The sequence below is a fragment of the Streptomyces sp. NBC_00154 genome (assembly GCF_026342835.1).
Taxonomy (GTDB): domain Bacteria; phylum Actinomycetota; class Actinomycetes; order Streptomycetales; family Streptomycetaceae; genus Streptomyces.
Genome location: NZ_JAPEMI010000001.1, coordinates 4,006,269 through 4,028,119 on the forward strand (window position 1 = coordinate 4,006,269; position 21,851 = coordinate 4,028,119).

Consider the following 21,851-nt stretch of genomic DNA (forward strand, 5'->3'; position numbering starts at 1 on the left):
GAGCCGTCGATTCCCTTATCTGGGCCACGAAGCCGATTAGCTCGGCCGAAACGCCTCTGATAAAGTCGAATTAGCCGAAAGGCAAAGGCCACTCCAACGGCCAATCGGAATCAAATTCGGACCGGAAACGGAACGAAAATGAGTCTGGTAAGGTTGGAACCGCCGGAAAGGGAAACGCGAAAGCGAAAACCTGGAAAGCGGAACCCGCTTCGACCGGGAATCGGACACGAAAGAGTCTGATAGAGTCGGAAACGCAAGACCGAAGGGAAAGCCCGGAGGAAAGCCCGAGAGGGTGAGTACGAAGGAAGCGTCCGTTCCTTGAGAACTCAACAGCGTGCCAAAAGTCAACGCCAGATATGTTGATACCCCGGCCTGTTTCGGCAGGTTGGTGGTTCCTTTGAAAGTCCTGCCGGGCCCTTGTGGTTCCGGTAGGCAATTACACAGCGAGGACGCTGTGGACGGTCGGTCTTATTCCGGCTGATCGTCCCGCTCTCGTGATGTGTCTCCCGATTACGGGAAAACATTCACGGAGAGTTTGATCCTGGCTCAGGACGAACGCTGGCGGCGTGCTTAACACATGCAAGTCGAACGATGAAGCCTTTCGGGGTGGATTAGTGGCGAACGGGTGAGTAACACGTGGGCAATCTGCCCTTCACTCTGGGACAAGCCCTGGAAACGGGGTCTAATACCGGATAATACTCTGTCCCGCATGGGACGGGGTTGAAAGCTCCGGCGGTGAAGGATGAGCCCGCGGCCTATCAGCTTGTTGGTGGGGTGATGGCCTACCAAGGCGACGACGGGTAGCCGGCCTGAGAGGGCGACCGGCCACACTGGGACTGAGACACGGCCCAGACTCCTACGGGAGGCAGCAGTGGGGAATATTGCACAATGGGCGAAAGCCTGATGCAGCGACGCCGCGTGAGGGATGACGGCCTTCGGGTTGTAAACCTCTTTCAGCAGGGAAGAAGCGAGAGTGACGGTACCTGCAGAAGAAGCGCCGGCTAACTACGTGCCAGCAGCCGCGGTAATACGTAGGGCGCAAGCGTTGTCCGGAATTATTGGGCGTAAAGAGCTCGTAGGCGGCTTGTTGCGTCGGTTGTGAAAGCCCGGGGCTTAACCCCGGGTCTGCAGTCGATACGGGCAGGCTAGAGTGTGGTAGGGGAGATCGGAATTCCTGGTGTAGCGGTGAAATGCGCAGATATCAGGAGGAACACCGGTGGCGAAGGCGGATCTCTGGGCCATTACTGACGCTGAGGAGCGAAAGCGTGGGGAGCGAACAGGATTAGATACCCTGGTAGTCCACGCCGTAAACGTTGGGAACTAGGTGTTGGCGACATTCCACGTCGTCGGTGCCGCAGCTAACGCATTAAGTTCCCCGCCTGGGGAGTACGGCCGCAAGGCTAAAACTCAAAGGAATTGACGGGGGCCCGCACAAGCAGCGGAGCATGTGGCTTAATTCGACGCAACGCGAAGAACCTTACCAAGGCTTGACATATACCGGAAAGCATCAGAGATGGTGCCCCCCTTGTGGTCGGTATACAGGTGGTGCATGGCTGTCGTCAGCTCGTGTCGTGAGATGTTGGGTTAAGTCCCGCAACGAGCGCAACCCTTGTTCTGTGTTGCCAGCATGCCCTTCGGGGTGATGGGGACTCACAGGAGACTGCCGGGGTCAACTCGGAGGAAGGTGGGGACGACGTCAAGTCATCATGCCCCTTATGTCTTGGGCTGCACACGTGCTACAATGGCCGGTACAATGAGCTGCGATGCCGCGAGGCGGAGCGAATCTCAAAAAGCCGGTCTCAGTTCGGATTGGGGTCTGCAACTCGACCCCATGAAGTCGGAGTTGCTAGTAATCGCAGATCAGCATTGCTGCGGTGAATACGTTCCCGGGCCTTGTACACACCGCCCGTCACGTCACGAAAGTCGGTAACACCCGAAGCCGGTGGCCCAACCCCTTGTGGGAGGGAGCTGTCGAAGGTGGGACTGGCGATTGGGACGAAGTCGTAACAAGGTAGCCGTACCGGAAGGTGCGGCTGGATCACCTCCTTTCTAAGGAGCACTTCTTACCAAGCTTGCTTGGTCAGAGGCCACTACGTCGGCAAATGTTCGACGGTGGTTAGCTCATGGGTGGAACGTTGACTATTCGGCACGACAGGTTGTTTTTCACTAGTACTGCTTCGGCGTGGAACGTGAGAGGTGGTCGGTCGTGTCGGGCACGTTGTTGGGTGTCTGAGGGTATGGCCGCAAGGTTGCCTTCAGTTGCCGGCCCCAGTGAACTCGCCCTTAGGGGTGGGGTGATGGGTGGCTGGTCGTTGTTTGAGAACTGCACAGTGGACGCGAGCATCTGTGGCCAAGTTTTTAAGGGCGCACGGTGGATGCCTTGGCACCAGGAACCGATGAAGGACGTGGGAGGCCACGATAGGCCCCGGGGAGCTGTCAACCGAGCTTTGATCCGGGGGTGTCCGAATGGGGAAACCCGGCAGTCGTCATGGGCTGTCACCCGCTGCTGAACACATAGGCAGTGTGGAGGGAACGAGGGGAAGTGAAACATCTCAGTACCCTCAGGAAGAGAAAACAACCGTGATTCCGGGAGTAGTGGCGAGCGAAACTGGATGAGGCCAAACCGTATGCGTGTGATACCCGGCAGGGGTTGCGCATGCGGGGTTGTGGGATCTCTTTTTCACAGTCTGCCGGCTGTGAGGCGAGTCAGAAACCGTTGATGTAGGCGAAGGACATGCGAAAGGTCCGGCGTAGAGGGTAAGACCCCCGTAGCTGAAACATTAACGGCTCGTTTAAGAGACACCCAAGTAGCACGGGGCCCGAGAAATCCCGTGTGAATCTGGCGGGACCACCCGCTAAGCCTAAATATTCCCTGGTGACCGATAGCGGATAGTACCGTGAGGGAATGGTGAAAAGTACCGCGGGAGCGGAGTGAAATAGTACCTGAAACCGTGTGCCTACAAGCCGTGGGAGCGTCGCATGCAAGCTTGCTTGCATGTCGTGACTGCGTGCCTTTTGAAGAATGAGCCTGCGAGTTTGCGGTGTGTTGCGAGGTTAACCCGTGTGGGGAAGCCGTAGCGAAAGCGAGTCCGAATAGGGCGTTTTAGTAGCGCGCTCAAGACCCGAAGCGGAGTGATCTAGCCATGGGCAGGTTGAAGCGGAGGTAAGACTTCGTGGAGGACCGAACCCACCAGGGTTGAAAACCTGGGGGATGACCTGTGGTTAGGGGTGAAAGGCCAATCAAACTCCGTGATAGCTGGTTCTCCCCGAAATGCATTTAGGTGCAGCGTCGTGTGTTTCTTGCCGGAGGTAGAGCACTGGATAGGCGATGGGCCCTACCGGGTTACTGACCTTAGCCAAACTCCGAATGCCGGTAAGTGAGAGCACGGCAGTGAGACTGTGGGGGATAAGCTCCATGGTCGAGAGGGAAACAGCCCAGAGCATCGACTAAGGCCCCTAAGCGTACGCTAAGTGGGAAAGGATGTGGAGTCGCAGAGACAACCAGGAGGTTGGCTTAGAAGCAGCCACCCTTGAAAGAGTGCGTAATAGCTCACTGGTCAAGTGATTCCGCGCCGACAATGTAGCGGGGCTCAAGCGTACCGCCGAAGTCGTGTCATTCCAGCATATAGGGCCAACGCCTGCTGGGATGGGTAGGGGAGCGTCGTGTGCCGGGTGAAGCAGCCGCGGAAGCGAGTTGTGGACGGTTCACGAGTGAGAATGCAGGCATGAGTAGCGATACACACGTGAGAAACGTGTGCGCCGATTGACTAAGGGTTCCTGGGTCAAGCTGATCTGCCCAGGGTAAGTCGGGACCTAAGGCGAGGCCGACAGGCGTAGTCGATGGACAACCGGTTGATATTCCGGTACCCGCTTTGAAACGCCCAGTACTGAATCAGGCGATGCTAAGTCCGTGAAGCCGGCCCGATCTCTTCGGAGTTGAGGGTAGTGGTGGAGCCGACGAACCAGACTTGTAGTAGGTAAGCGATGGGGTGACGCAGGAAGGTAGTCCAGCCCGGGCGGTGGTAGTCCCGGGGTAAGGGTGTAGGGCGTGTGATAGGCAAATCCGTCACACATTAAGTCTGAGACCTGATGCCGAGCCGATTGTGGTGAAGTGGATGATCCTATGCTGTCGAGAAAAGCCTCTAGCGAGTTTCATGGCGGCCCGTACCCTAAACCGACTCAGGTGGTCAGGTAGAGAATACCGAGGCGTTCGGGTGAACTATGGTTAAGGAACTCGGCAAAATGCCCCCGTAACTTCGGGAGAAGGGGGCCATCACTGGTGATTGGATTTACTCCATGAGCTGGGGGTGGCCGCAGAGACCAGCGAGAAGCGACTGTTTACTAAAAACACAGGTCCGTGCGAAGCCGTAAGGCGATGTATACGGACTGACGCCTGCCCGGTGCTGGAACGTTAAGGGGACCGGTTAGCTGACTTTCGGGTCGGCGAAGCTGAGAACTTAAGCGCCAGTAAACGGCGGTGGTAACTATAACCATCCTAAGGTAGCGAAATTCCTTGTCGGGTAAGTTCCGACCTGCACGAATGGCGTAACGACTTCTCGACTGTCTCAACCATAGGCCCGGTGAAATTGCACTACGAGTAAAGATGCTCGTTTCGCGCAGCAGGACGGAAAGACCCCGGGACCTTTACTACAGTTTGATATTGGTGTTCGGTTCGGCTTGTGTAGGATAGGTGGGAGACTTTGAAGCAGCCACGCCAGTGGTTGTGGAGTCGCCGTTGAAATACCACTCTGGTCGTGCTGGATGTCTAACCTGGGTCCGTGATCCGGATCAGGGACAGTGTCTGATGGGTAGTTTAACTGGGGCGGTTGCCTCCTAAAGAGTAACGGAGGCGCCCAAAGGTTCCCTCAGCCTGGTTGGCAATCAGGTGTTGAGTGTAAGTGCACAAGGGAGCTTGACTGTGAGACCGACGGGTCGAGCAGGGACGAAAGTCGGGACTAGTGATCCGGCAGTGGCTTGTGGAAGCGCTGTCGCTCAACGGATAAAAGGTACCCCGGGGATAACAGGCTGATCTTCCCCAAGAGTCCATATCGACGGGATGGTTTGGCACCTCGATGTCGGCTCGTCGCATCCTGGGGCTGGAGTCGGTCCCAAGGGTTGGGCTGTTCGCCCATTAAAGCGGTACGCGAGCTGGGTTTAGAACGTCGTGAGACAGTTCGGTCCCTATCCGCTGCGCGCGTAGGAATATTGAGAAGGGCTGTCCCTAGTACGAGAGGACCGGGACGGACGAACCTCTGGTGTGCCAGTTGTCCTGCCAAGGGCATGGCTGGTTGGCTACGTTCGGAAAGGATAACCGCTGAAAGCATCTAAGCGGGAAGCCTGCTTCGAGATGAGTATTCCCACCCCCTTTGAGGGGTTAAGGCTCCCAGTAGACGACTGGGTTGATAGGCCAGATGTGGAAGCCCGGCAACGGGTGGAGCTGACTGGTACTAATAGGCCGAGGGCTTGTCCTCAGTTGCTCGCGTCCACTGTGTTAGTTCTGAAATAACGAACGGCCGTGTTGTTGCCCGGTGTTGGTTAATTTCATAGTGTTTCGGTGGTCATTGCGTTAGGGAAACGCCCGGTTACATTCCGAACCCGGAAGCTAAGCCTTTCAGCGCCGATGGTACTGCAGGGGGGACCCTGTGGGAGAGTAGGACGCCGCCGAACAATTATTCCGGGAAAGCCCCGCACCTCTGGTGCGGGGCTTTTCTGCGTTTACGGGCCGGCCGTTTCCCGCTGCGGCGACCATGACTCCTCGGTGTGAGTCCATGGTTGCCGCGTGGGATCAGAGACGGCCTGCCGCCTTGAGGGCGAGATACGTGTCGGCGAGAGCCGGGGCGAGATTGTCCGGAGTGGCATCGACGACCACCACACCATGGCGCTGGAGCTGTTCCGCAGTGCGGCGTCGCTGTGCTTGAGATTGTGTCGCCGCTGCCGCTTCGTAGACCGCATCCACTGTGCCTCGGGCGCCGGCCATCTCCTCGATGTGCGGGTCGGCCACCGCGGCCACCAGCACCGTGTGGCGCTGGGTCAGCCGGGGGAGGACGGGGAGCAGGCCCTCTTCGACAGGGGCCGCGTCCAGACTGGTGAGAAGCACGATCAGAGAGCGACGAGGGGCGCTTGCCAGGGCAGTGGCGCTGAGTCCTCGGGCGTCTGTTTCCACGAGCTCCGGTTCGAGCGTAGCCATCGCCGTGACCATGGCCGACAGAACTTCCCCTCCGGCGCGGCCCTGAACCTGGGCGCGGGTGCGGCGGTCATGGGCCAGCAGGTCGACGCGGTCGCCGGCACGTGTTGCGAGAGCAGTGAGGAGCAGTGCCGCGTCCATTGCCGCGTCGAGCCGGGGCACATCACCGACCCGGCCAGCCGAGGTACGGCCCGTATCGAGAACGATGAGGATGTGGCGGTCCCGCTCAGGGCGCCACATCCGGACAGCGACAGCGGACTGGCGTGCTGTTGCCCGCCAGTCGATGGAGCGGGTGTCATCGCCGGGGACGTAGGCGCGCAGACTGTCGAACTCCGTGCCTTCGCCACGGGTGAGGACACTGGTGCGGCCGTCGAGCTCGCGGAGTCTGGCAAGGCGGGACGGCAGATGCTTGCGACTGGTGAAGGGTGGAAGGACGCGCACCGTCCACGGGACGTGATGATTTCCCTGCCGGGCTGCCAGTCCCAGCGGCCCGTAGGAGCGGACGGTGACTCGCTCCGCCCGGCGGTCGCCGCGACGGGTGGGGCGCAGGAGCGTGGTGACGCGACGGCGTTCGCCGGCCGGGATGTTCAAGGTGTGACGGGACGCAGCCTGCTCCGTGCCGGTGAGCCAGCTGCTGGGGGGCCAGGCGTCGCGGAGGTGCGCGCGCAGCCGACGACGCGAGCGATTGGTTACGGTCAGTTGCACTTCTGCGCCGTCACCGAGTCGAACGGTTGTGTCGCCGGATCGAGTGAACTGGAGCGTTCGCACTGGCGCTGCCAGGGCATAGTCGCACAGAATTGCTAGCGAGAGAGGGGCGTTGACCGCGAGCATGCCTGTCCAGCTCGGGGCCAGGATGCCTACGGGGAGTGACCCCAGAGCGGCGAGCAGCGCGGTTCGTCCGGTGAGGGCCACGGTCACCGCCTCATCGGGGTACGGGTACGTGGGCGAGGACTGCGGTGATGACGGAGTCGGGGGTGACTCCTTCCATCTCCGCCTCGGGCCGCAGCTGGATGCGATGGCGGAGCGTGGGGAGTGCCAGGGCTTTCACGTCATCCGGGATGACGTAGTCACGGCCGGTGAGCCAGGCCCATGCGCGGGCCGTGGAGAGCAGGGCGGTTGCGCCTCGGGGGGATACACCGAGGGAGAGCGAGGGGGATTCACGCGTGGCACGGCAGATATCGACGACATAGCCGGCGATCTCGGGGGAGACCGTGGTCTTGGCGACCGCGTTGCGTGCGGCCTCCAGGTCGGCGGGGCCTGCGACGGGGCGTACACCTGCTGACTTCAGGTCGCGGGGATTGAAGCCATCGGCATGGCGGGTCAGGACGTTGATCTCCTCGTCGCGTGACGGCAGCGGCACCGTCAGTTTGAGGAGGAAGCGGTCCAGTTGGGCCTCGGGAAGCGGATACGTGCCCTCGTACTCGACGGGGTTCTGGGTGGCGGCGACCAGAAAGGGGTCCGGCAGGGGGCGAGGGGTTCCGTCGACGGTGACCTGGCGCTCCTCCATTGCCTCCAGGAGGGAGGACTGCGTTTTGGGGGGCGTGCGGTTGATCTCGTCGGCCAGGAGGAGGTTGGTGAAGACCGGGCCGGGCTGGAAGGAGAACTCGGCGGTGCGGGCGTCGTAGACGAGGGATCCGGTGACGTCGCTCGGCATCAGATCGGGGGTGAACTGGACGCGCTTGGTGTCGAGTTCGAGTGAGGCGGCGAGGGCGCGGACCAGGAGGGTCTTGGCTACGCCGGGGACGCCTTCGAGGAGGACGTGGCCTCGGCAGAGCAGTGCGACGACCAGTCCGGTGACGGCCGGGTCCTGGCCGACCACGGCTTTGGCGATCTCGGAGCGCAGAGCTTCCAGGGATGCGCGGGCTGTGTCGTCGTTCCCGACGGTCTCGGTTGTCCCGGCGGGCACTGGGGGCGGGGCGCTCATGAAGTGCGTACCTCTCTTTCGAGGGTGTCGAGTTGGTCTGCCAGACGGACAAGGGTGGCATCGTCGGCCGGCTCCGGGCCGAAGAGCAGGGTGTCCAGGCCGCCTTCAGCGGTGCTGAGGCGCGCGGAGACGGCGGGAAGGAGCACGGAGGGGGAGTGGGCATCGCGTGGGGAGACGCCGATGAGGGGTGCGATACGGGTGCGGGTGGCGGAGCGCAGTGAAGAGGCGGCCCGGTCGCGGGCGTTCGCCTTGCGGTAGAGGCGAGCTCGGCCCTCCGTGGATTCGGAGGCGCGAATGGCCACGGGCAGCCGTTCGGTGACCAGGGAGCCCAGTCGGCGGGCGCGCCAGATGGCTGCGAGCACGGCGGCGACTGCGAGCTGCAGAGTGCCCCAGAGCCAGCCCGACGGGATGAGGTCGACGAAGCTGCGGTTGTCGCCCGTGCCGTCGTCGACACCGTCGCGGTCCTGAGCGGCGGAGGGATCAGCGAGCGAGGGGAGGTACCAGACCAGATGCGGGCGGGAGCCGAGGAGTTGCAGGGCCAGGGAGGCGTTGCCGTGGCTGGCGAGCCGGTTGTTGTAGAGCAGATCGGGGGCGCCGAGGAGGACGGTGTCACCGGCGCCCTTCTCCTGGACGAGGAGCAGGGTGGGGAGGTTGCCACTTGGATAGCAGCCGATGGTGTCGAGGCCGTCCGCCGTGTAGCGGAAGCCTCCTGTGTCGGCGTCACCCGCCGTGCGGGCTGCGGGCAGGGAGCACTGCGGTGCGCGGGCGGCCACCGGGCCGGAGGAGTTCGCGCGGACGCCGGGGGCCAGTGCGTTGACGGACAGGGGGTCTGCCGCGAGGAGGACGGTGCGGCCGGCCGAGTCGGTGGTCGCGGCGCGGAGTTCGTTCTGCTGATGCGGCGTCAGCAGGTTCGGGGCGGTGACGAGCAGAGTGGTGTCGGGGCCGGTCGCCGCAGTGGTGTCGTCGAGCGTGGTGGTCACGCGGACGGAGACGCCGCGGTCCTTGAGGAGTTCGGCGACGGCCCGGCTGCCGTGCTGGTCGGCGGAGCGGGGGTCGAGTCGGCCGTGCTGGTCGCCGGAGCGTGCGGTGGCCAGCACGATTCCGGCGGCTACGAGAAGGAGGAGGGCGAACAGCAGACCGCGGGTACGGGCCCAGAGCTGGCGGGGAGAGGAGGAGGCCGAGGTGGGGGACGCGGTGGTGGCGGTGGTGACTGCGGTCATTCGGCGGCTCCCCGGACCGCGGTGGTCAGCAGGGGCTTTGCGTTCTCGAGGTCACGGTCGAGGGCCTGCACCGTCAGATACGTCTGCTGGTCGGCGGTCCGGCCGCCGTATGTGACGTCATCGAAGTTACGGGCGGCGGCGCGAAGCGGTATCTCGTGTCCGGGCAGTGAGCGGCCGGCCTCGGCGGCGGCCTCGTCGGCCGTGCGGCCGGGGCGTGGGTCGAGGAGGGCGCGTTCTTCGAGGGAGCGCACGATGGCGCGCATGCGTTCCTGGACGGCCTCGTTCCAGCGCTGGGCGGCAGCGTGGGCCTCGGCGGCCGTGCGGTGTTCGGCCGCGCTGCGGGGGCTGTCGTCGAAGAGCGCGTCCGTGGTGCGGGGGGTGCGCTGCGGGGTGCCCAGCCGCCACCAGAGAGCGACGGCCAGGCCAATGACCACCAGTACGAGGACGATCAGCCCGAGCGGTCCGCCGGGTGCGGCGTTCGAGGCGGTGGCGAAGAGATCGCCGAGCCACCCCCACAGGCGGTCGAGGCCGCGCTGGAGGAGGTTCGGGTCGTTCTCGTGGTACATCGGATGGGACAGCTCGTGCTTCGCCGCCTCACGGGCGGGAACACGCGGAGTGTCCACCGGTACGTCGTTGCTCGCATGGATCAGTAGCCATGCTGTTGTAGTGCCCCCCGCCCCCGACACGGCATCAGCTCCTGGTGTCGTAGCCGGACAGGCCCGCGGCCCTGGCGAGCTCGAGGTCGAGTGCTTCGCGGCGGATGCGCTGGTCCACGTAGAGCAGAGCCATCACACCGGCGGAGAGCGGGTAGGTGATCGTGGAGATGATGACCTCGCCGATGCCGGAGATGATCAGGAACGGCCAGCCGAATCCGGTGGACTCGCCGGTGAGGAAGGTGCTCAGTCCGTCGCCGTCCACGATCATCGCGATGATGCCGAACGGGATGGCGATGACCAGGGTCACGATGAGCGTCAGGAGCCAGGTGAGGAGCAGGATGCCGAACATCCGCCACCAGGCGCCCCGGACCAGCTTCGCGGACCGGCGCATCGAGACGGTGATCGACTGCCGCTCCAGCATCAGCGCCGGCGTGGCGAGGCAGAAGCGGACCATCAGCCAGATGACGACGACACAGGCGGCCATGAAGCCGATGAGGATGAGGCCGACACCTGCGGTGGAGCCCATCAGCGCACCGGGCAGCACGCCCACTGCCATGATTCCGGCGGCCATCAAGGCCAGCAGGAGGGTCAGGCCCAGCAGCTGGAGCAGGCGGGGCCGGGCCTCGGCCCACGCTTCGGAGAGCGTCACGGAGCGGCCCAGTACCGAGCGGCTGATCACCACGGTGAGCATGGATGTGGTGAAGAGCGTCGCGATCAGGGTGATGAGCGTGGACGGGGCGCTGTAGACCAGGGTGGACCGGGCGGAGTCGGCGGCCTGGCGGAGCGCCTCCGCGCCGGTCGCGTTCGGGTCGACCGACGCGGGCTCCGGCAGCAGGTAGCGCTGCACGAGGATGATGGCGATCTGGGCGATCACGGAGACGGTGAGCGTGATTCCGAGGACCGTGCGCCAGTGCGCACGCATCGCGGACACCGCACCGTCGAGGATCTCGCCGACGCCGAGTGGGCGGAGCGGGATGACACCGGGCTTTGCCGCGGGTGGCTGACCCCAGCCGGATCCCTGCGGCCTGCTGCCCCAGCCGGGGACGGGCGGCGGTGCGCCGTGACCGCTGCCGGGGATGCTCGGTGGCGACCACTGGCCTGCGGGCGGCTGCGCGGGAGACCAGTTCCCGGCGTGGCCGTTGCCGTCCGTGGGCGCGGAAGGCTGGGGGACGCCCGCCTCCTGGCTCTCGGAGGGGGCAGATCCGGGCGAGGCCCAGCCCGGAGTGTCGTTCATTCTCGCTCCTTCACGGTCCTGTCCGCTCATCGGGGCGGCAGGTTGGCAGCCATCGTGCCACGCGTTGGTCCGGTACGGGCCGGGTGCTCCGTCTCCTTCGCACCTTCATTTGTGGGCGGCTCACCGGGCAGACTGGGCGGATGGCTGATCAGGACGCGCAATCGCCGGTGGGCATCGAGCCTCCCGCGCTTCCCTCCATCCGCTGGGACGAGCCTCCGGGAGGCCCTGTGCTGGTGCTCCTCGACCAGACGCGGCTGCCCGCCGAGGAGGTCGGGCTGGTGTGTGCGGATGTGCCCGCGCTGGTGCGGGCGATCCAGACGCTGGCTGTGCGCGGGGCGCCGTTGCTGGGCATCGCCGGGGCCTACGGGGTGGCGCTGGCCGCTGTCCGGGGTTACGACGTCGCGGAGGCTGCGGGGCTGCTGGAGGGGGCGCGGCCGACCGCCGTGAACCTCGGATACGGGGTGCGGCGTGCGGCAGGGGCGTACTGGGCGGCCCTGGACAAGGGTGCGGATCGGCAGCGGGCGGCCGCGGTGGCGCTGGAGGAGGCGAAGGCGCTGCACCGGGAGGACGCCGAGGCCAGTCGGCGCATGGCGCAGTACGGGCTCGCGCTGCTCGACGAGCTGCTGCCGGGCGGTGGGCATCAGCTGCTCACGCACTGCAATTCGGGGGCGCTCGTCTCGGGTGGTGAGGGCACGGCCTTCGCGGTGGCGCTCCGCGCGCACCGGGCGGGGCGGCTGCGAAGGCTCTGGGTGGACGAGACGCGTCCGCTGTTGCAGGGGGCTCGGCTGACCGCTTACGAGGCGGCACGCAACGGGATGGCGTACAGCCTGCTCACGGACAACGCGGCGGGTTCGCTGTTCGCCGCGGGGGAGGTCGATGCCGTGCTCATCGGCGCCGACCGCATCGCGGCGGACGGGTCCGTGGCGAACAAAGTCGGGAGTTATCCGCTGGCGGTGCTTGCCAAATACCACCATGTGCCGTTCATTGTGGTGGCGCCGACCACGACCGTGGATCTGGAGACCGCGGACGGGGCGTCGATCATTGTGGAGCAGCGCCCCGGCCGAGAGGTGACGGAGCTCACATCTCCGCAGATCGGTCCGGACGGCGGGGAGGCGGGCGGACTGCTCGTGGCACCGCTGGGAACCCAGGCGTACAACCCCGCATTCGACATCACGCCGCCGGAACTGATCACGGCGATCGTCACGGAGGAGGGCTCAGTTTCCCCGGTCACGGGGGTCGGACTGGCAGAGCTGTGTGCCAGGTCATCGCAGATAACGATTAGCTAATGGGATGATGTCGATTATGAAGGGACGCGTCCTTGTCGTCGACGACGACACCGCACTGGCCGAGATGCTCGGGATTGTGCTGCGTGGTGAAGGGTTCGAGCCGTCGTTCGTAGCGGACGGCGACAAGGCACTTGCCGCATTTCGTGAGGCCAAGCCGGACCTGGTTCTGCTGGATCTCATGCTGCCCGGACGGGACGGCATCGAAGTCTGCAGGCTGATCAGGGCCGAGTCGGGTGTGCCGATCGTCATGCTTACGGCTAAGAGCGACACGGTCGATGTGGTGGTGGGCCTGGAGTCCGGGGCCGACGACTACATCGTCAAGCCGTTCAAACCTAAGGAGTTGGTTGCCCGGATCAGGGCACGTTTGCGTAGGTCCGAGGAGCCGGCACCGGAACAGCTGACCATTGGGGATCTGGTCATCGATGTGGCCGGTCACTCGGTGAAGCGGGAGGGGCAGTCGATCGCACTGACCCCGCTGGAGTTCGACCTGCTGGTCGCGCTCGCCCGTAAGCCGTGGCAGGTCTTCACCCGTGAAGTACTGCTCGAGCAGGTATGGGGGTATCGCCATGCCGCCGACACCCGTCTGGTGAATGTTCATGTCCAGCGGCTGCGTTCCAAGGTCGAGAAGGACCCGGAGCGGCCGGAGATCGTGGTGACCGTCCGAGGTGTCGGTTACAAGGCCGGACCGAGCTGACATGTCCCTGGGTAGCGCTGCTCCGAAGCCCGGGGGGCCGGGAGTCCGTACGGGGCGGGCTGCCGGTTCGGGACGTGGGTCTTCGCCGTTGGGGAGGCTTCTGCAGGGCGGCCGGTTGTTCCACGACCGGGCGCCCGGCGGTCCCGTGCCGCGACTGCTGATGCGCTGGGTGCGGCGTCCGCTGCTGCCCGCCGCGCGGTTGTGGCGGCGCAACCTCCAGTTGCGGGTCGTCGCGGGCACGCTGCTCATGTCGCTCGGGGTGGTGCTGCTGCTCGGCCTGGTCGTGATCGGACAGGTGCGCAACGGTCTGCTCGACGCGAAGGGCAAGGCTGCTCAGACACAGGCCGCCGGTGGTTTCGCGGCGGCCCAGGACAAGGCGAACGCTCCGCTCACCCCCGGTGGGCGGGGAGGCGATGCCGGTGACGGGGCGACCGCCAACAACTCGTGGCGGACCGAGCTCGTCGATCAGCTCGCCAGTGGCGGCAAGAACGCCTTCAACGTCGTGGCGCTCAGCGCCGACGACGGCACCCGTGCGCCGCGCGGCTCGGGCAGCGTGGAAGCGGCCAGCGTCCCGCAGAGCCTGCGGGAGGCCGTGGACAAGGGGCCGGGTGCGTTCCAGACGTACTCGCTGATCAGGTATGCGAACGGGCAGGAGTCGCAGCCGGGTCTCGTCGTGGGCAAGCGCCTGTACGACATCGACCACAACCCGTACCAGCTCTACTACCTCTTCCCGCTGACGCAGGAGGAGAAATCACTGACCCTGGTCAAGGGCACCCTGGCCACTGCGGGACTGTTCGTGGTCGTGCTGCTCGGGGCCATCGCCTGGTTCGTGGTGCGGCAGGTCGTCACACCTGTACGGATGGCGGCGGGAATCGCCGAGCGACTCTCCGCGGGCCGGCTGCAGGAGCGGATGAAGGTCACCGGCGAGGACGACATCGCCCGGCTCGGTGAGGCCTTCAACAAGATGGCGCAGAACCTTCAGCTGAAGATCCAGCAGCTGGAGGAGCTCTCCCGGATGCAGCGGCGCTTCGTATCGGACGTCTCGCACGAGCTGCGGACACCGCTGACGACCGTGCGCATGGCCGCCGACGTGATCCACGAGGCGCGCGTGGACTTCGACCCTGTGACGGCTCGCTCCGCCGAGCTCCTCGGGGACCAGCTCGACCGGTTCGAGTCGCTGCTCTCCGATCTGCTGGAGATCAGCCGGTTCGACGCAGGCGCCGCGGCGCTGGAGGCCGAGCCGATAGACCTGCGGCAGGTCGTACGACGGGTGATCGGCGGTGCCGAGCCGCTCGCCGAGCGCAAGGGCACCCGGATCCGGGTGGTCGGTGACGAACAGCCGGTGATCGCGGAGGCCGACGCACGACGGGTCGAGCGCGTGCTGCGCAACCTGGTCGTCAACGCCGTCGAGCACGGCGAGGGCAAGGATGTCGTGGTGCGGATGGGGGTGGCCGGAGGAGCGGTCGCCATCGCCGTCCGGGACTACGGCGTGGGTCTCAAGCCGGGAGAGGCGACCCGGGTCTTCAACCGCTTCTGGCGCGCCGACCCCGCGCGGGCCCGGACGACGGGCGGTACCGGTCTCGGGCTGTCGATCGCCGTCGAGGACGCCCGGCTGCACGGCGGCTGGCTGCAGGCGTGGGGCGAGCCGGGCGGCGGTTCGCAGTTCCGCCTGACCCTGCCGCGTACGGCGGACGAGCCGCTGCGCGGATCGCCGATACCGCTGGAGCCCGAGGACTCGCGCCGCAACCGGGAGAACCGGGAGCGGGCCACGGACGGCGTCACGACCGGCAGTGAGCACCGGCTGACCTCGGTGCCCGCCCAACAGAGCGGCTCGGACCGGTCGCCGCTGCCCGTGCCGGCGCGTGCCTCCGTGGCTCCCCGCACGGCGCCCGCTTCTGTGCATCCGGCGGCTCTGCCGGGCAGCGGCGCCCGGGTGGTCGCCCGCCCGGCCGACGACCGGCCGGGCGGCGACGTCGAATCTGCTGCGCACCACCCGGAGCGGGAGGACACGACTCGTGGGCACTGACCGTCGTCAGGACGGCCGTGGACGTGCGGTGGGAGTGACCGCGTTGCTGGGGTGCGGCATCGTGCTGCTGTCCGCGTGCGGCTCGATGCCCGTCACCGGGGACGTCAAAGCCGTCGACGCCTCGCAGCCGGGTGACTCCCAGGTCCAGGTGTACGCGGTGGCGCCGCGCGACAACGCCACTCCCATCGAGGTGGTCGACGGCTTCCTGGAGTCCATGACCAGCGATGACCCCGGCTTCCGGACCACCCGCAAGTACCTGACGAAGAAGGCGGCCGGCAGCTGGCGGCCGAGCGCGTTCACCACGGTGCTCTCGAAGGCGCCGAACCGCAGCGACCGCCCGGTCCACGACGGCGACCGCAGCAGCACGGAGCTCAGCTACACGCTGACCGGCGAGAAGGTGGCGACGGTCGACGCACAGAGTGCCTACCAGCCGGTCGCGCCCACGCAGTTCAACCGCACCCTGCATCTGGTGCGGCAGAACGGGCCGGACGGCAAGGAGTGGCGCATCGACCTCGTGCCGGACGGTCTGCTGCTCGGCCAGTCCGACTTCAAGCGCCTCTACCGCTCCGTCAACAAGTACTACTTCGCCACCGGGCGGACGGCAGGACAGTCCACGCTGGTTGCCGACCCGGTCTACGTACGCAACCGGACGGATCCCGTCACGGGGATGGACACCGTGACGCAGACGGTCCGCAGCCTCATCGAGGGGCCGACCAACTGGCTGCGGCCGGTGGTCGACACCCGCTTCCCCACCAGTACGGCGCTGCGCAAGGGCGTCACCGCGCTGGCGCCCGACGACCGCAGCGTCCTGAAGGTCCCGCTGAACAAGAGGGCGGACAACGTCGGGCAGCGCTCCTGCCGCATGATGGCCTCTCAGGTGCTGTACACCGTGCGGGACCTGACGTCCGCCCGGGTCGAGCAGGTGGAGCTGCAGCGGTCCGACAGCTCGCCGCTGTGTGTGCTGGGCGCCGATCAGGCGGAGGAGTTCGCTCCGGACGGTTCGTCGGGCGGCCCCGACAGCCAGTACTTCGTCGATGCCAAGGGGCATGTCCAGTGCATCCCGGGATCCACCAGGGGCAGCGGCGATCCGGAGCCGGTGACCGGCCCGTTCGGTGACGGGCCGGTGCGGATGAGCACGGTCGGCGTGGCTCGTGACGAGCAGCTGGCGGCAGCGGTCTCGCAGAACAACGAGTCCCTGTACGTGTCCTCCATCGTCTCGGAGGGCGAACTGCCCGCGCCCGCGGTGACCAGCAGCGGCAAGAATCTGAACGACCGTCTGTCGGCGCCCAGCTGGGACGGCCGGGGCGATCTCTGGGTGGCCGACCGGGACCCGGAGAACTCCCGGCTGCTGCGGCTGGCCGGTGGCGCCGGCAAGCCGTCGGAGGTCACGGTGCCGAGCCTGGACGGCGCGCGACTGGAGGCGTTGCGGCTGTCGGCGGACGGGGTGCGGATCGCGCTGCTGCTGACCAAGGACGGGCACACCACGCTGAAAATCGGCCGGATCGAGCGTCAGGGACCGGCCTCGAAGCAGGAGGTCTCCGTCGTGGAGCTGCGGCAGGCCGCGCCGCAGCTGGCGGATGTCACCGCGATGTCCTGGTCGGGCCGGAGCCGTCTCGTGGTGGTCGGCAAGGAGCAGGGCGGCGTGCAGCAGGTGCGCTATGTGCAGGCGGACGGTTCGGCACCGGCCTCGGGCGTGCTGCCCGGGGTGAACCAGGTGTCGGCGGTCGCAGCGGCGGACGACGAGCAGTTGCCGCTGATGGCGGACACCGAGGGTGACGGGATAGTGAAGCTGTCGCCGGGTGACAACTGGCAGACGGTGCTCAAGGAAGGTTCGTCGCTGGTCTACCCGGGCTGAGGCCTGTGCAGGCGGGCGGACGGCGGGCCTTGGGCGAGGGGCCTGTGTTTTCCACAGGGGTGGCCGGGTTCGTGGGCCGGGGGCACAGTGGAGATATGCGGGGGTGGTGGCGGGAGATCGCCGGGCTGGTGCTGCCGGTGGCCTGTGGTGGCTGCGGTAGGCCGCGAAGCGAGCTGTGCGAGGACTGCCGGGCGGCGCTGTACGGCGTGGCGCCGCAACGGGTGAGACCCGCGCCGGAGCCCGCCGGGCTGCCGGTGGTGCATGCCGCCGCCGCGTACGAGAACGCGGTACGGGCGGTGCTCCTGGCACACAAGGAGCGTGGCGCACTTCCTCTGTCGCGGGCGCTCGGCAGGGCGCTGGCGGGCGCCGTGCGGGCCGGGACGGGGCAGGTGAGCGGTCCGGGGCCGCTGCTGCTCGTACCCGTGCCGTCGGCGCGGCGGGCCGTTGCGGCGCGCGGGCATGATCCGGCACGCCGGATCGCGCTGGCCGCAGCGAGCGAGCTGAGGCGTGGCGGGATTCCGGCCAGAGTGGTTCCGGTGCTGCGGCAACGGCGCCCGGTGGCCGATCAGTCGGGGCTCGGCGCCCGGCAGCGGCAGGCGAATCTCGCGGGTGCGCTGGAGGTGGTGGCCGGTGGTGAGCGGCTGCTTGCGGCCGAACGGGTAGTAGTCGTGGACGACCTTCTGACGACCGGGGCCTCGCTGGCGGAGGCTGCACGGGCGGTCGAAGCCGCGGGCGGACGAACGGGGCAGGCGGCCGTTGTCGCAGCATCGCCGTCTGCCTTCGCAATAAACCGGAACTGCTAGTCGACTTGCATCGTTGCAGGTAGTGAGTGGGTAAAGGGCCCTGAACGGAGGTACGTGCGAGTAGCGGGTGCCGACATCCGGCCGATCAGGCTATGTTCGGTTGTGAGGAATGGTGAATGCCAGACCTCGACGAGTGCACCACCAGGTTTCGGGCAGGCGACTCACCGGTAGGCCAGACGTTCAAAAAGATCGGTGGGGTGGAGACCTCCCCGACGGGGGAGGAGGAGGTGGAAGTCACCGAGTCCGCGGCTCCGGCGACCACCGGGGCCTGGTGCAAAAGGGAGATGCTCCGCCGCTGAGCGGAGCGATCCGGGAACGGAGTTCTGCGTGGACATCGTCGTCAAGGGCCGCAAGACCGAGGTGCCCGAGCGGTTCCGCAAGCACGTGGCCGAGAAGCTGAAGCTGGACAAGATCCAGAAGTTCGACGGCAAGGTGATCAGCCTCGACGTCGAGGTGTCCAAGGAGCCAAACCCCCGTCAGGCAGACCGCTCCGACCGGGTGGAGATCACGCTCCGCTCGCGTGGGCCGGTAATCCGCGCTGAAGCGGCCGCAGGCGACCCGTACGCAGCGCTGGACCTGGCCACCGGGAAGCTGGAGGCGCGGCTGCGCAAGCAGCATGACAAGCGCTACAGCCGCCGTGGCAACGGCCGGATTCCCGCTGCCGAAGTCGCCGAGACGGTGCCGGGCACGGCGTCCTTCAACAGTGAGGGCGACCTGGCCGGCGACGGCGCCGGGCCGTCAGTACCCATCACCAGGATCGGCTCGCTCGAGGTACAGGGCGAAGGACCGCTGGTGATGCGCGAGAAGACGCACGTCGCGGCACCGATGACGCTCGACCAGGCGCTCTACGAGATGGAGCTGGTCGGGCACGACTTCTATCTGTTCGTCGACTCCGAGACGAAGGAGCCCAGTGTCGTCTATCGGCGGCATGCTTACGACTACGGTGTCATTCATCTGAGGACCGACCCGCTGGCCGCTGACGAGGCGGGCGGCGCGGGCGGTGCGCTCGGCGGCTGACGCCCCGCATCGGTGGTGCCCCTGGGGCGTAATTCGCGCCAGGGGCACCCGCGTGCGACGACAGAACCACCGCTCTGACGTCCAGGCATGAAATCATGGCGCCCCAAGCCAATCGGTGCTCTGTGAACTGCCGTTGGCGGAGAGTTTGTGAACTTCAGGCCATGGCCTTCAGGGGGAGGAACGATGGCGGACACCTTCGGGCCCGTGCGCGATGCAAATGACGGAGGAGACGACGCTGCCGGTGCCGATACCGGCGCGGACACGGACAGTGGTTCCCGCAAGGAGCCGATCCGCGTTCTGGTGGTGGACGACCATGCGCTCTTCCGCAGAGGCCTGGAGATCGTCCTCGCCCAGGAGGAGGACATCCAGGTCGTCGGCGAGGCGGGTGACGGGGCGGAGGCGGTCGACAAGGCGGCCGATCTGCTGCCCGACATCGTGCTGATGGATGTGCGCATGCCCAAGCGGGGCGGCATCGAGGCCTGCACGTCCATCAAGGAGGTGGCCCCCAGCGCGAAGATCATCATGCTGACGATCAGCGACGAGGAGGCCGACCTCTACGACGCGATCAAGGCGGGGGCCACCGGCTATCTCCTCAAGGAGATCTCCACGGACGAGGTGGCCACGGCGATCCGCGCGGTCGCCGACGGGCAGTCCCAGATCAGCCCGTCCATGGCGTCCAAATTGCTCACCGAGTTCAAGTCGATGATCCAGCGGACCGACGAGCGCCGACTGGTGCCGGCGCCGCGGCTGACCGACCGGGAGCTCGAAGTCCTCAAACTGGTTGCCACGGGCATGAACAATCGCGATATCGCGAAGGAGCTGTTCATTTCCGAGAACACCGTGAAGAACCACGTGCGCAACATTCTGGAGAAGCTGCAGCTGCACTCCAGGATGGAAGCAGTGGTCTATGCCATGCGGGAGAAGATCCTCGAGATCAGGTAAAGCAACGGCATGGTCAATTGAGGGCGCGGGCGATTTCCTGGGCGAGCGGCTCGCGCAGCTCCGGTGCGTCGACCCGCTCCAGTCGTACGTCCGTACAGCCGACCCAGGACGCAGCCTCCACCAGGGCCTCGGCCATCGGCGCCACGGCCTTCCTGCCCGCCAGGGACACCTGCCGGGCGACCAGCGTGGTGCCCTCGCGTGCCGGATCGACCCGGCCCTGCAGCTTGCCGCCGGCCAGCAGCGGCATCGCGAAATAGCCGTGGATCCGCTTGGGCTTGGGGACGTACGCCTCCAGGCGGTGCGTGAAGCCGAATATCCGCTCCGTCCGGGCCCGCTCCCAGATCAGTGAGTCGAACGGCGACAGCAGCGTCGTACGGTGTCGTCCGCGGGGCTCCGAGGCCAGCGCCGCCGGGTCGGCCCAGGCCGGCTTCGCCCAGCCCTCCACCGTCACCGGTACCAGACCGGAGTCCGCCACCACCGCGTCGAACTGCTCGCCCTTGAGCCGGTGGTAGTCCGCGATGTCGGCGCGGGTGCCGACCCCCAGGGACTGGCCTGCGAGCGCGACCAGCCGACGCAGGCACTCCCTGTCGTCCAGATCGTCGTGGAGTACGGCATCGGGCAGGGCGCGCTCCGCGAGGTCGTACACCCGCTTCCAGCTGCGCCGTTCGGTGCACACCACCTCGCCGTACATCAGGGCCCGCTCGACGGCGACCTTCGAGGCGGACCAGTCCCACCACTCCCCGCCGTTCTTCGCGCCGCCCAGCTCCGTCGCCGTCTGCGGGCCCTCGGCGCGCAGCTGCTTGATCACCGCGTCGTAGGCCCCGTCCGGCAGGTCGTGGTGCCAGTGCGGGCGCGAGCGGTAGGCGCGGCGACGGAACGCGAAGTGCGGCCACTCCTCGACCGGCAGGATGCACGCCGCATGCGACCAGTACTCGAAGCTGCGGCCGGCCGACCAGTACGCATCCTCGACCGTACGCCGGCCCACGGCGCCGAGGCGTGCGTACGGGATCAGTTCGTGCGAGCGGGCCAGCACCGAGATCGTGTCGAGCTGTACGGCACCGAGGTGCCGCAGCACGCCCGGCACCCCGGCCCGGCGGTCCGGCGCGCCGAGGAAGCCCTGGGCGCGCAGGGCGATTCTGCGGGCCTGGTCGGCGGAGAGTTCGGAGGCGGGAAGCGGCACTGGCGTCATGTCTCGCACCCTAGAGGGCGGCACTGACATCCGTTCACGGTGCGGTGGACAGGCCTGTGGGGAGCCCGGGGACCGGACCGGAGGAGAGGCCGGCCGAGGGGGCGGCGGTGGGGGCCGTGGCCGGGAGATACGGGCGGGCGCCCGGCAGGCCGAGGTCGGAGGGGAGCAGTGCGCCGACCCAGATGTCCCGCCGCACCCCCTTGTTCAGCAGGCCGGACCGCTGATCGCCCTCCATGCGGAAGCCCGCTCGCCGCGCCACGGCCCGCGAGGGTTCGTTGCCCACCTCGGCCCGCCACTCCAGCCGGTCCCCGGCGAGCGAGGTGAAGGTCCAGTGGGCCGCGGCCGCTACCGCCTCGGTCATGTAGCCGAGACCGCGGTGCTCCTTCGCGGTCCAGAACCCCACCTCGTACGTGTCGTGCAGGTTGCGGCGGTTGATGCCGAGCGCACCTGTCATGGCCCCGCCGTCGCGCAGAACCACCGCGAAGTTGTACATCGAGTCGTCCTGCCAGCCGCCGGGGGACAGTTTCCGGGTGAAGAGTTCCGCGTCGGCATGGGTGTACGGGGAAGGGACGACTGTCCAGCGCTGGATGTCCGGGTCCTGACAGGCGGCGTGCACCTCGTCCGCGTCGCCCCCGTGGAAGGGGCGCAGCAGCAGACGCTCGGTCGTGAGAGTGATCGGCTCCATGTACGGATTCTGGTGAGGTGCCGGCGGTGACGCGAACACTTTTCGGGGTTCCCGGCACCTTCGGGGCCCTCTGTCCGTTGACTCGAAGGGGCCCAGTGGGGGCAACGCGGCGGCAGCCCTCCCGGCGCGGCGGGGT

Annotated in this window: 14 protein-coding genes and 3 rRNA genes; 10 read left to right on the forward strand and 7 right to left on the reverse strand. The window is 66.6% G+C overall.

Features of this window, described 5'->3' with window-relative positions; translation table 11 throughout:
* Positions 1-523 precede the first annotated feature (523 nt).
* From OHA03_RS18030 to rrf, 3 genes are all read left to right on the forward strand, one after another.
* Positions 524-2,049, forward strand: a 16S ribosomal RNA gene (locus tag OHA03_RS18030).
* A gap of 299 nt (positions 2,050-2,348) precedes the next feature.
* Positions 2,349-5,471, forward strand: a 23S ribosomal RNA gene (locus tag OHA03_RS18035).
* A gap of 79 nt (positions 5,472-5,550) precedes the next feature.
* Positions 5,551-5,667: ribosomal RNA gene (rrf, locus tag OHA03_RS18040) — 5S ribosomal RNA — on the forward strand.
* The 16S, 23S and 5S rRNA genes sit together here, the layout of an rRNA operon.
* A gap of 118 nt (positions 5,668-5,785) precedes the next feature.
* Here rrf and OHA03_RS18045 read toward each other — a convergent pair.
* The 5 genes from OHA03_RS18045 to OHA03_RS18065 are packed head-to-tail and all read right to left on the reverse strand — an operon-like array spanning position 5,786 to position 11,218.
* Positions 5,786-7,096 carry a DUF58 domain-containing protein gene (locus tag OHA03_RS18045; protein ID WP_267008087.1) on the reverse strand — a complete coding sequence of 437 codons (1,311 nt, stop codon included), beginning with the start codon at positions 7,094-7,096 and terminating at the stop codon, positions 5,786-5,788.
* A gap of 10 nt (positions 7,097-7,106) precedes the next feature.
* Positions 7,107-8,108, reverse strand: a complete 1,002-nt coding sequence (locus tag OHA03_RS18050) for a MoxR family ATPase (protein ID WP_267004859.1) — start codon at positions 8,106-8,108, stop codon at positions 7,107-7,109.
* The gene (locus tag OHA03_RS18055) at positions 8,105-9,328 is read right to left on the reverse strand and encodes a DUF4350 domain-containing protein (protein WP_267004860.1); all 1,224 of its coding nucleotides are present in this window, start codon (positions 9,326-9,328) and stop codon (positions 8,105-8,107) included. The genes OHA03_RS18050 and OHA03_RS18055 overlap by 4 nt, the downstream gene beginning before the upstream one ends.
* On the reverse strand, positions 9,325-10,014 hold the full coding sequence (locus tag OHA03_RS18060) for a DUF4129 domain-containing protein (protein ID WP_267004861.1): 690 nt from the start codon (positions 10,012-10,014) through the stop codon (positions 9,325-9,327). The genes OHA03_RS18055 and OHA03_RS18060 overlap by 4 nt, the downstream gene beginning before the upstream one ends.
* Before the next feature lie 4 nt (positions 10,015-10,018).
* Complete coding sequence (locus tag OHA03_RS18065; protein ID WP_267004862.1) at positions 10,019-11,218, reverse strand: glycerophosphoryl diester phosphodiesterase membrane domain-containing protein; 1,200 nt, start codon at positions 11,216-11,218, stop codon at positions 10,019-10,021.
* Between the two features lie 140 nt (positions 11,219-11,358).
* Here OHA03_RS18065 and mtnA point away from each other — a divergent pair, with 140 nt between their 5' ends.
* The 7 genes from mtnA to OHA03_RS18100 all read left to right on the forward strand — a co-directional run bounded on the left by mtnA (position 11,359) and on the right by OHA03_RS18100 (position 19,841).
* Complete coding sequence (gene mtnA / locus OHA03_RS18070; RefSeq protein ID WP_267004863.1) at positions 11,359-12,504, forward strand: S-methyl-5-thioribose-1-phosphate isomerase; 1,146 nt, start codon at positions 11,359-11,361, stop codon at positions 12,502-12,504.
* Positions 12,505-12,508: 4 nt separating this feature from the next.
* Positions 12,509-13,198 (forward strand): two-component system response regulator MtrA, encoded by a 690-nt coding sequence (gene mtrA, locus OHA03_RS18075; protein WP_007448372.1) that lies wholly within the window; start codon positions 12,509-12,511, stop codon positions 13,196-13,198.
* A gap of 1 nt (position 13,199) precedes the next feature.
* Entirely contained in the window at positions 13,200-15,224 is a 2,025-nt protein-coding gene (gene mtrB / locus OHA03_RS18080) for an MtrAB system histidine kinase MtrB (protein WP_267004864.1), read from the forward strand.
* Positions 15,214-17,079: an LpqB family beta-propeller domain-containing protein gene (locus OHA03_RS18085; RefSeq protein WP_267004865.1), complete on the forward strand. Its 1,866-nt coding sequence runs from the start codon at positions 15,214-15,216 to the stop codon at positions 17,077-17,079. The genes mtrB and OHA03_RS18085 overlap by 11 nt, the downstream gene beginning before the upstream one ends.
* A 95-nt stretch (positions 17,080-17,174) precedes the next feature.
* The gene (locus tag OHA03_RS18090; RefSeq protein ID WP_267004866.1) at positions 17,175-17,882 is read left to right on the forward strand and encodes a ComF family protein; all 708 of its coding nucleotides are present in this window, start codon (positions 17,175-17,177) and stop codon (positions 17,880-17,882) included.
* Positions 17,883-18,209: 327 nt separating this feature from the next.
* The gene (gene raiA, locus OHA03_RS18095) at positions 18,210-18,899 is read left to right on the forward strand and encodes a ribosome-associated translation inhibitor RaiA (protein ID WP_267004867.1); all 690 of its coding nucleotides are present in this window, start codon (positions 18,210-18,212) and stop codon (positions 18,897-18,899) included.
* Positions 18,900-19,082: 183 nt separating this feature from the next.
* The gene (locus OHA03_RS18100) at positions 19,083-19,841 is read left to right on the forward strand and encodes a response regulator transcription factor (RefSeq protein ID WP_030980228.1); all 759 of its coding nucleotides are present in this window, start codon (positions 19,083-19,085) and stop codon (positions 19,839-19,841) included.
* 13 nt (positions 19,842-19,854) lie between these two features.
* Here OHA03_RS18100 and OHA03_RS18105 read toward each other — a convergent pair whose 3' ends face one another.
* Positions 19,855-21,030, reverse strand: coding sequence for a winged helix-turn-helix domain-containing protein (locus OHA03_RS18105; RefSeq protein WP_267004868.1), 1,176 nt, complete (start codon positions 21,028-21,030; stop codon positions 19,855-19,857).
* A 34-nt stretch (positions 21,031-21,064) separates the two neighbouring features.
* The gene (locus tag OHA03_RS18110; protein WP_267004869.1) at positions 21,065-21,715 is read right to left on the reverse strand and encodes a GNAT family N-acetyltransferase; all 651 of its coding nucleotides are present in this window, start codon (positions 21,713-21,715) and stop codon (positions 21,065-21,067) included.
* Positions 21,716-21,851: the final 136 nt, after the last annotated feature.

What these genes read in the sequence shown, in the direction of transcription:
- OHA03_RS18050 (WP_267004859.1), bottom strand. Translation starts at nt 8,108, where the DNA reads ATGAGCGCCCCGCCCCCAGTGCCCGCCGGGACAACCGAGACCGTCGGG.
- OHA03_RS18055 (WP_267004860.1), bottom strand. Translation starts at nt 9,328, where the DNA reads ATGACCGCAGTCACCACCGCCACCACCGCGTCCCCCACCTCGGCCTCC.
- OHA03_RS18065 (WP_267004862.1), bottom strand. Translation starts at nt 11,218, where the DNA reads ATGAACGACACTCCGGGCTGGGCCTCGCCCGGATCTGCCCCCTCCGAG.
- mtnA (WP_267004863.1), top strand. Translation starts at nt 11,359, where the DNA reads ATGGCTGATCAGGACGCGCAATCGCCGGTGGGCATCGAGCCTCCCGCG.
- mtrA (WP_007448372.1), top strand. Translation starts at nt 12,509, where the DNA reads ATGATGTCGATTATGAAGGGACGCGTCCTTGTCGTCGACGACGACACC.
- mtrB (WP_267004864.1), top strand. Translation starts at nt 13,200, where the DNA reads ATGTCCCTGGGTAGCGCTGCTCCGAAGCCCGGGGGGCCGGGAGTCCGT.
- OHA03_RS18090 (WP_267004866.1), top strand. Translation starts at nt 17,175, where the DNA reads ATGCGGGGGTGGTGGCGGGAGATCGCCGGGCTGGTGCTGCCGGTGGCC.
- OHA03_RS18100 (WP_030980228.1), top strand. Translation starts at nt 19,083, where the DNA reads ATGGCGGACACCTTCGGGCCCGTGCGCGATGCAAATGACGGAGGAGAC.
- OHA03_RS18105 (WP_267004868.1), bottom strand. Translation starts at nt 21,030, where the DNA reads ATGACGCCAGTGCCGCTTCCCGCCTCCGAACTCTCCGCCGACCAGGCC.
- OHA03_RS18110 (WP_267004869.1), bottom strand. Translation starts at nt 21,715, where the DNA reads ATGGAGCCGATCACTCTCACGACCGAGCGTCTGCTGCTGCGCCCCTTC.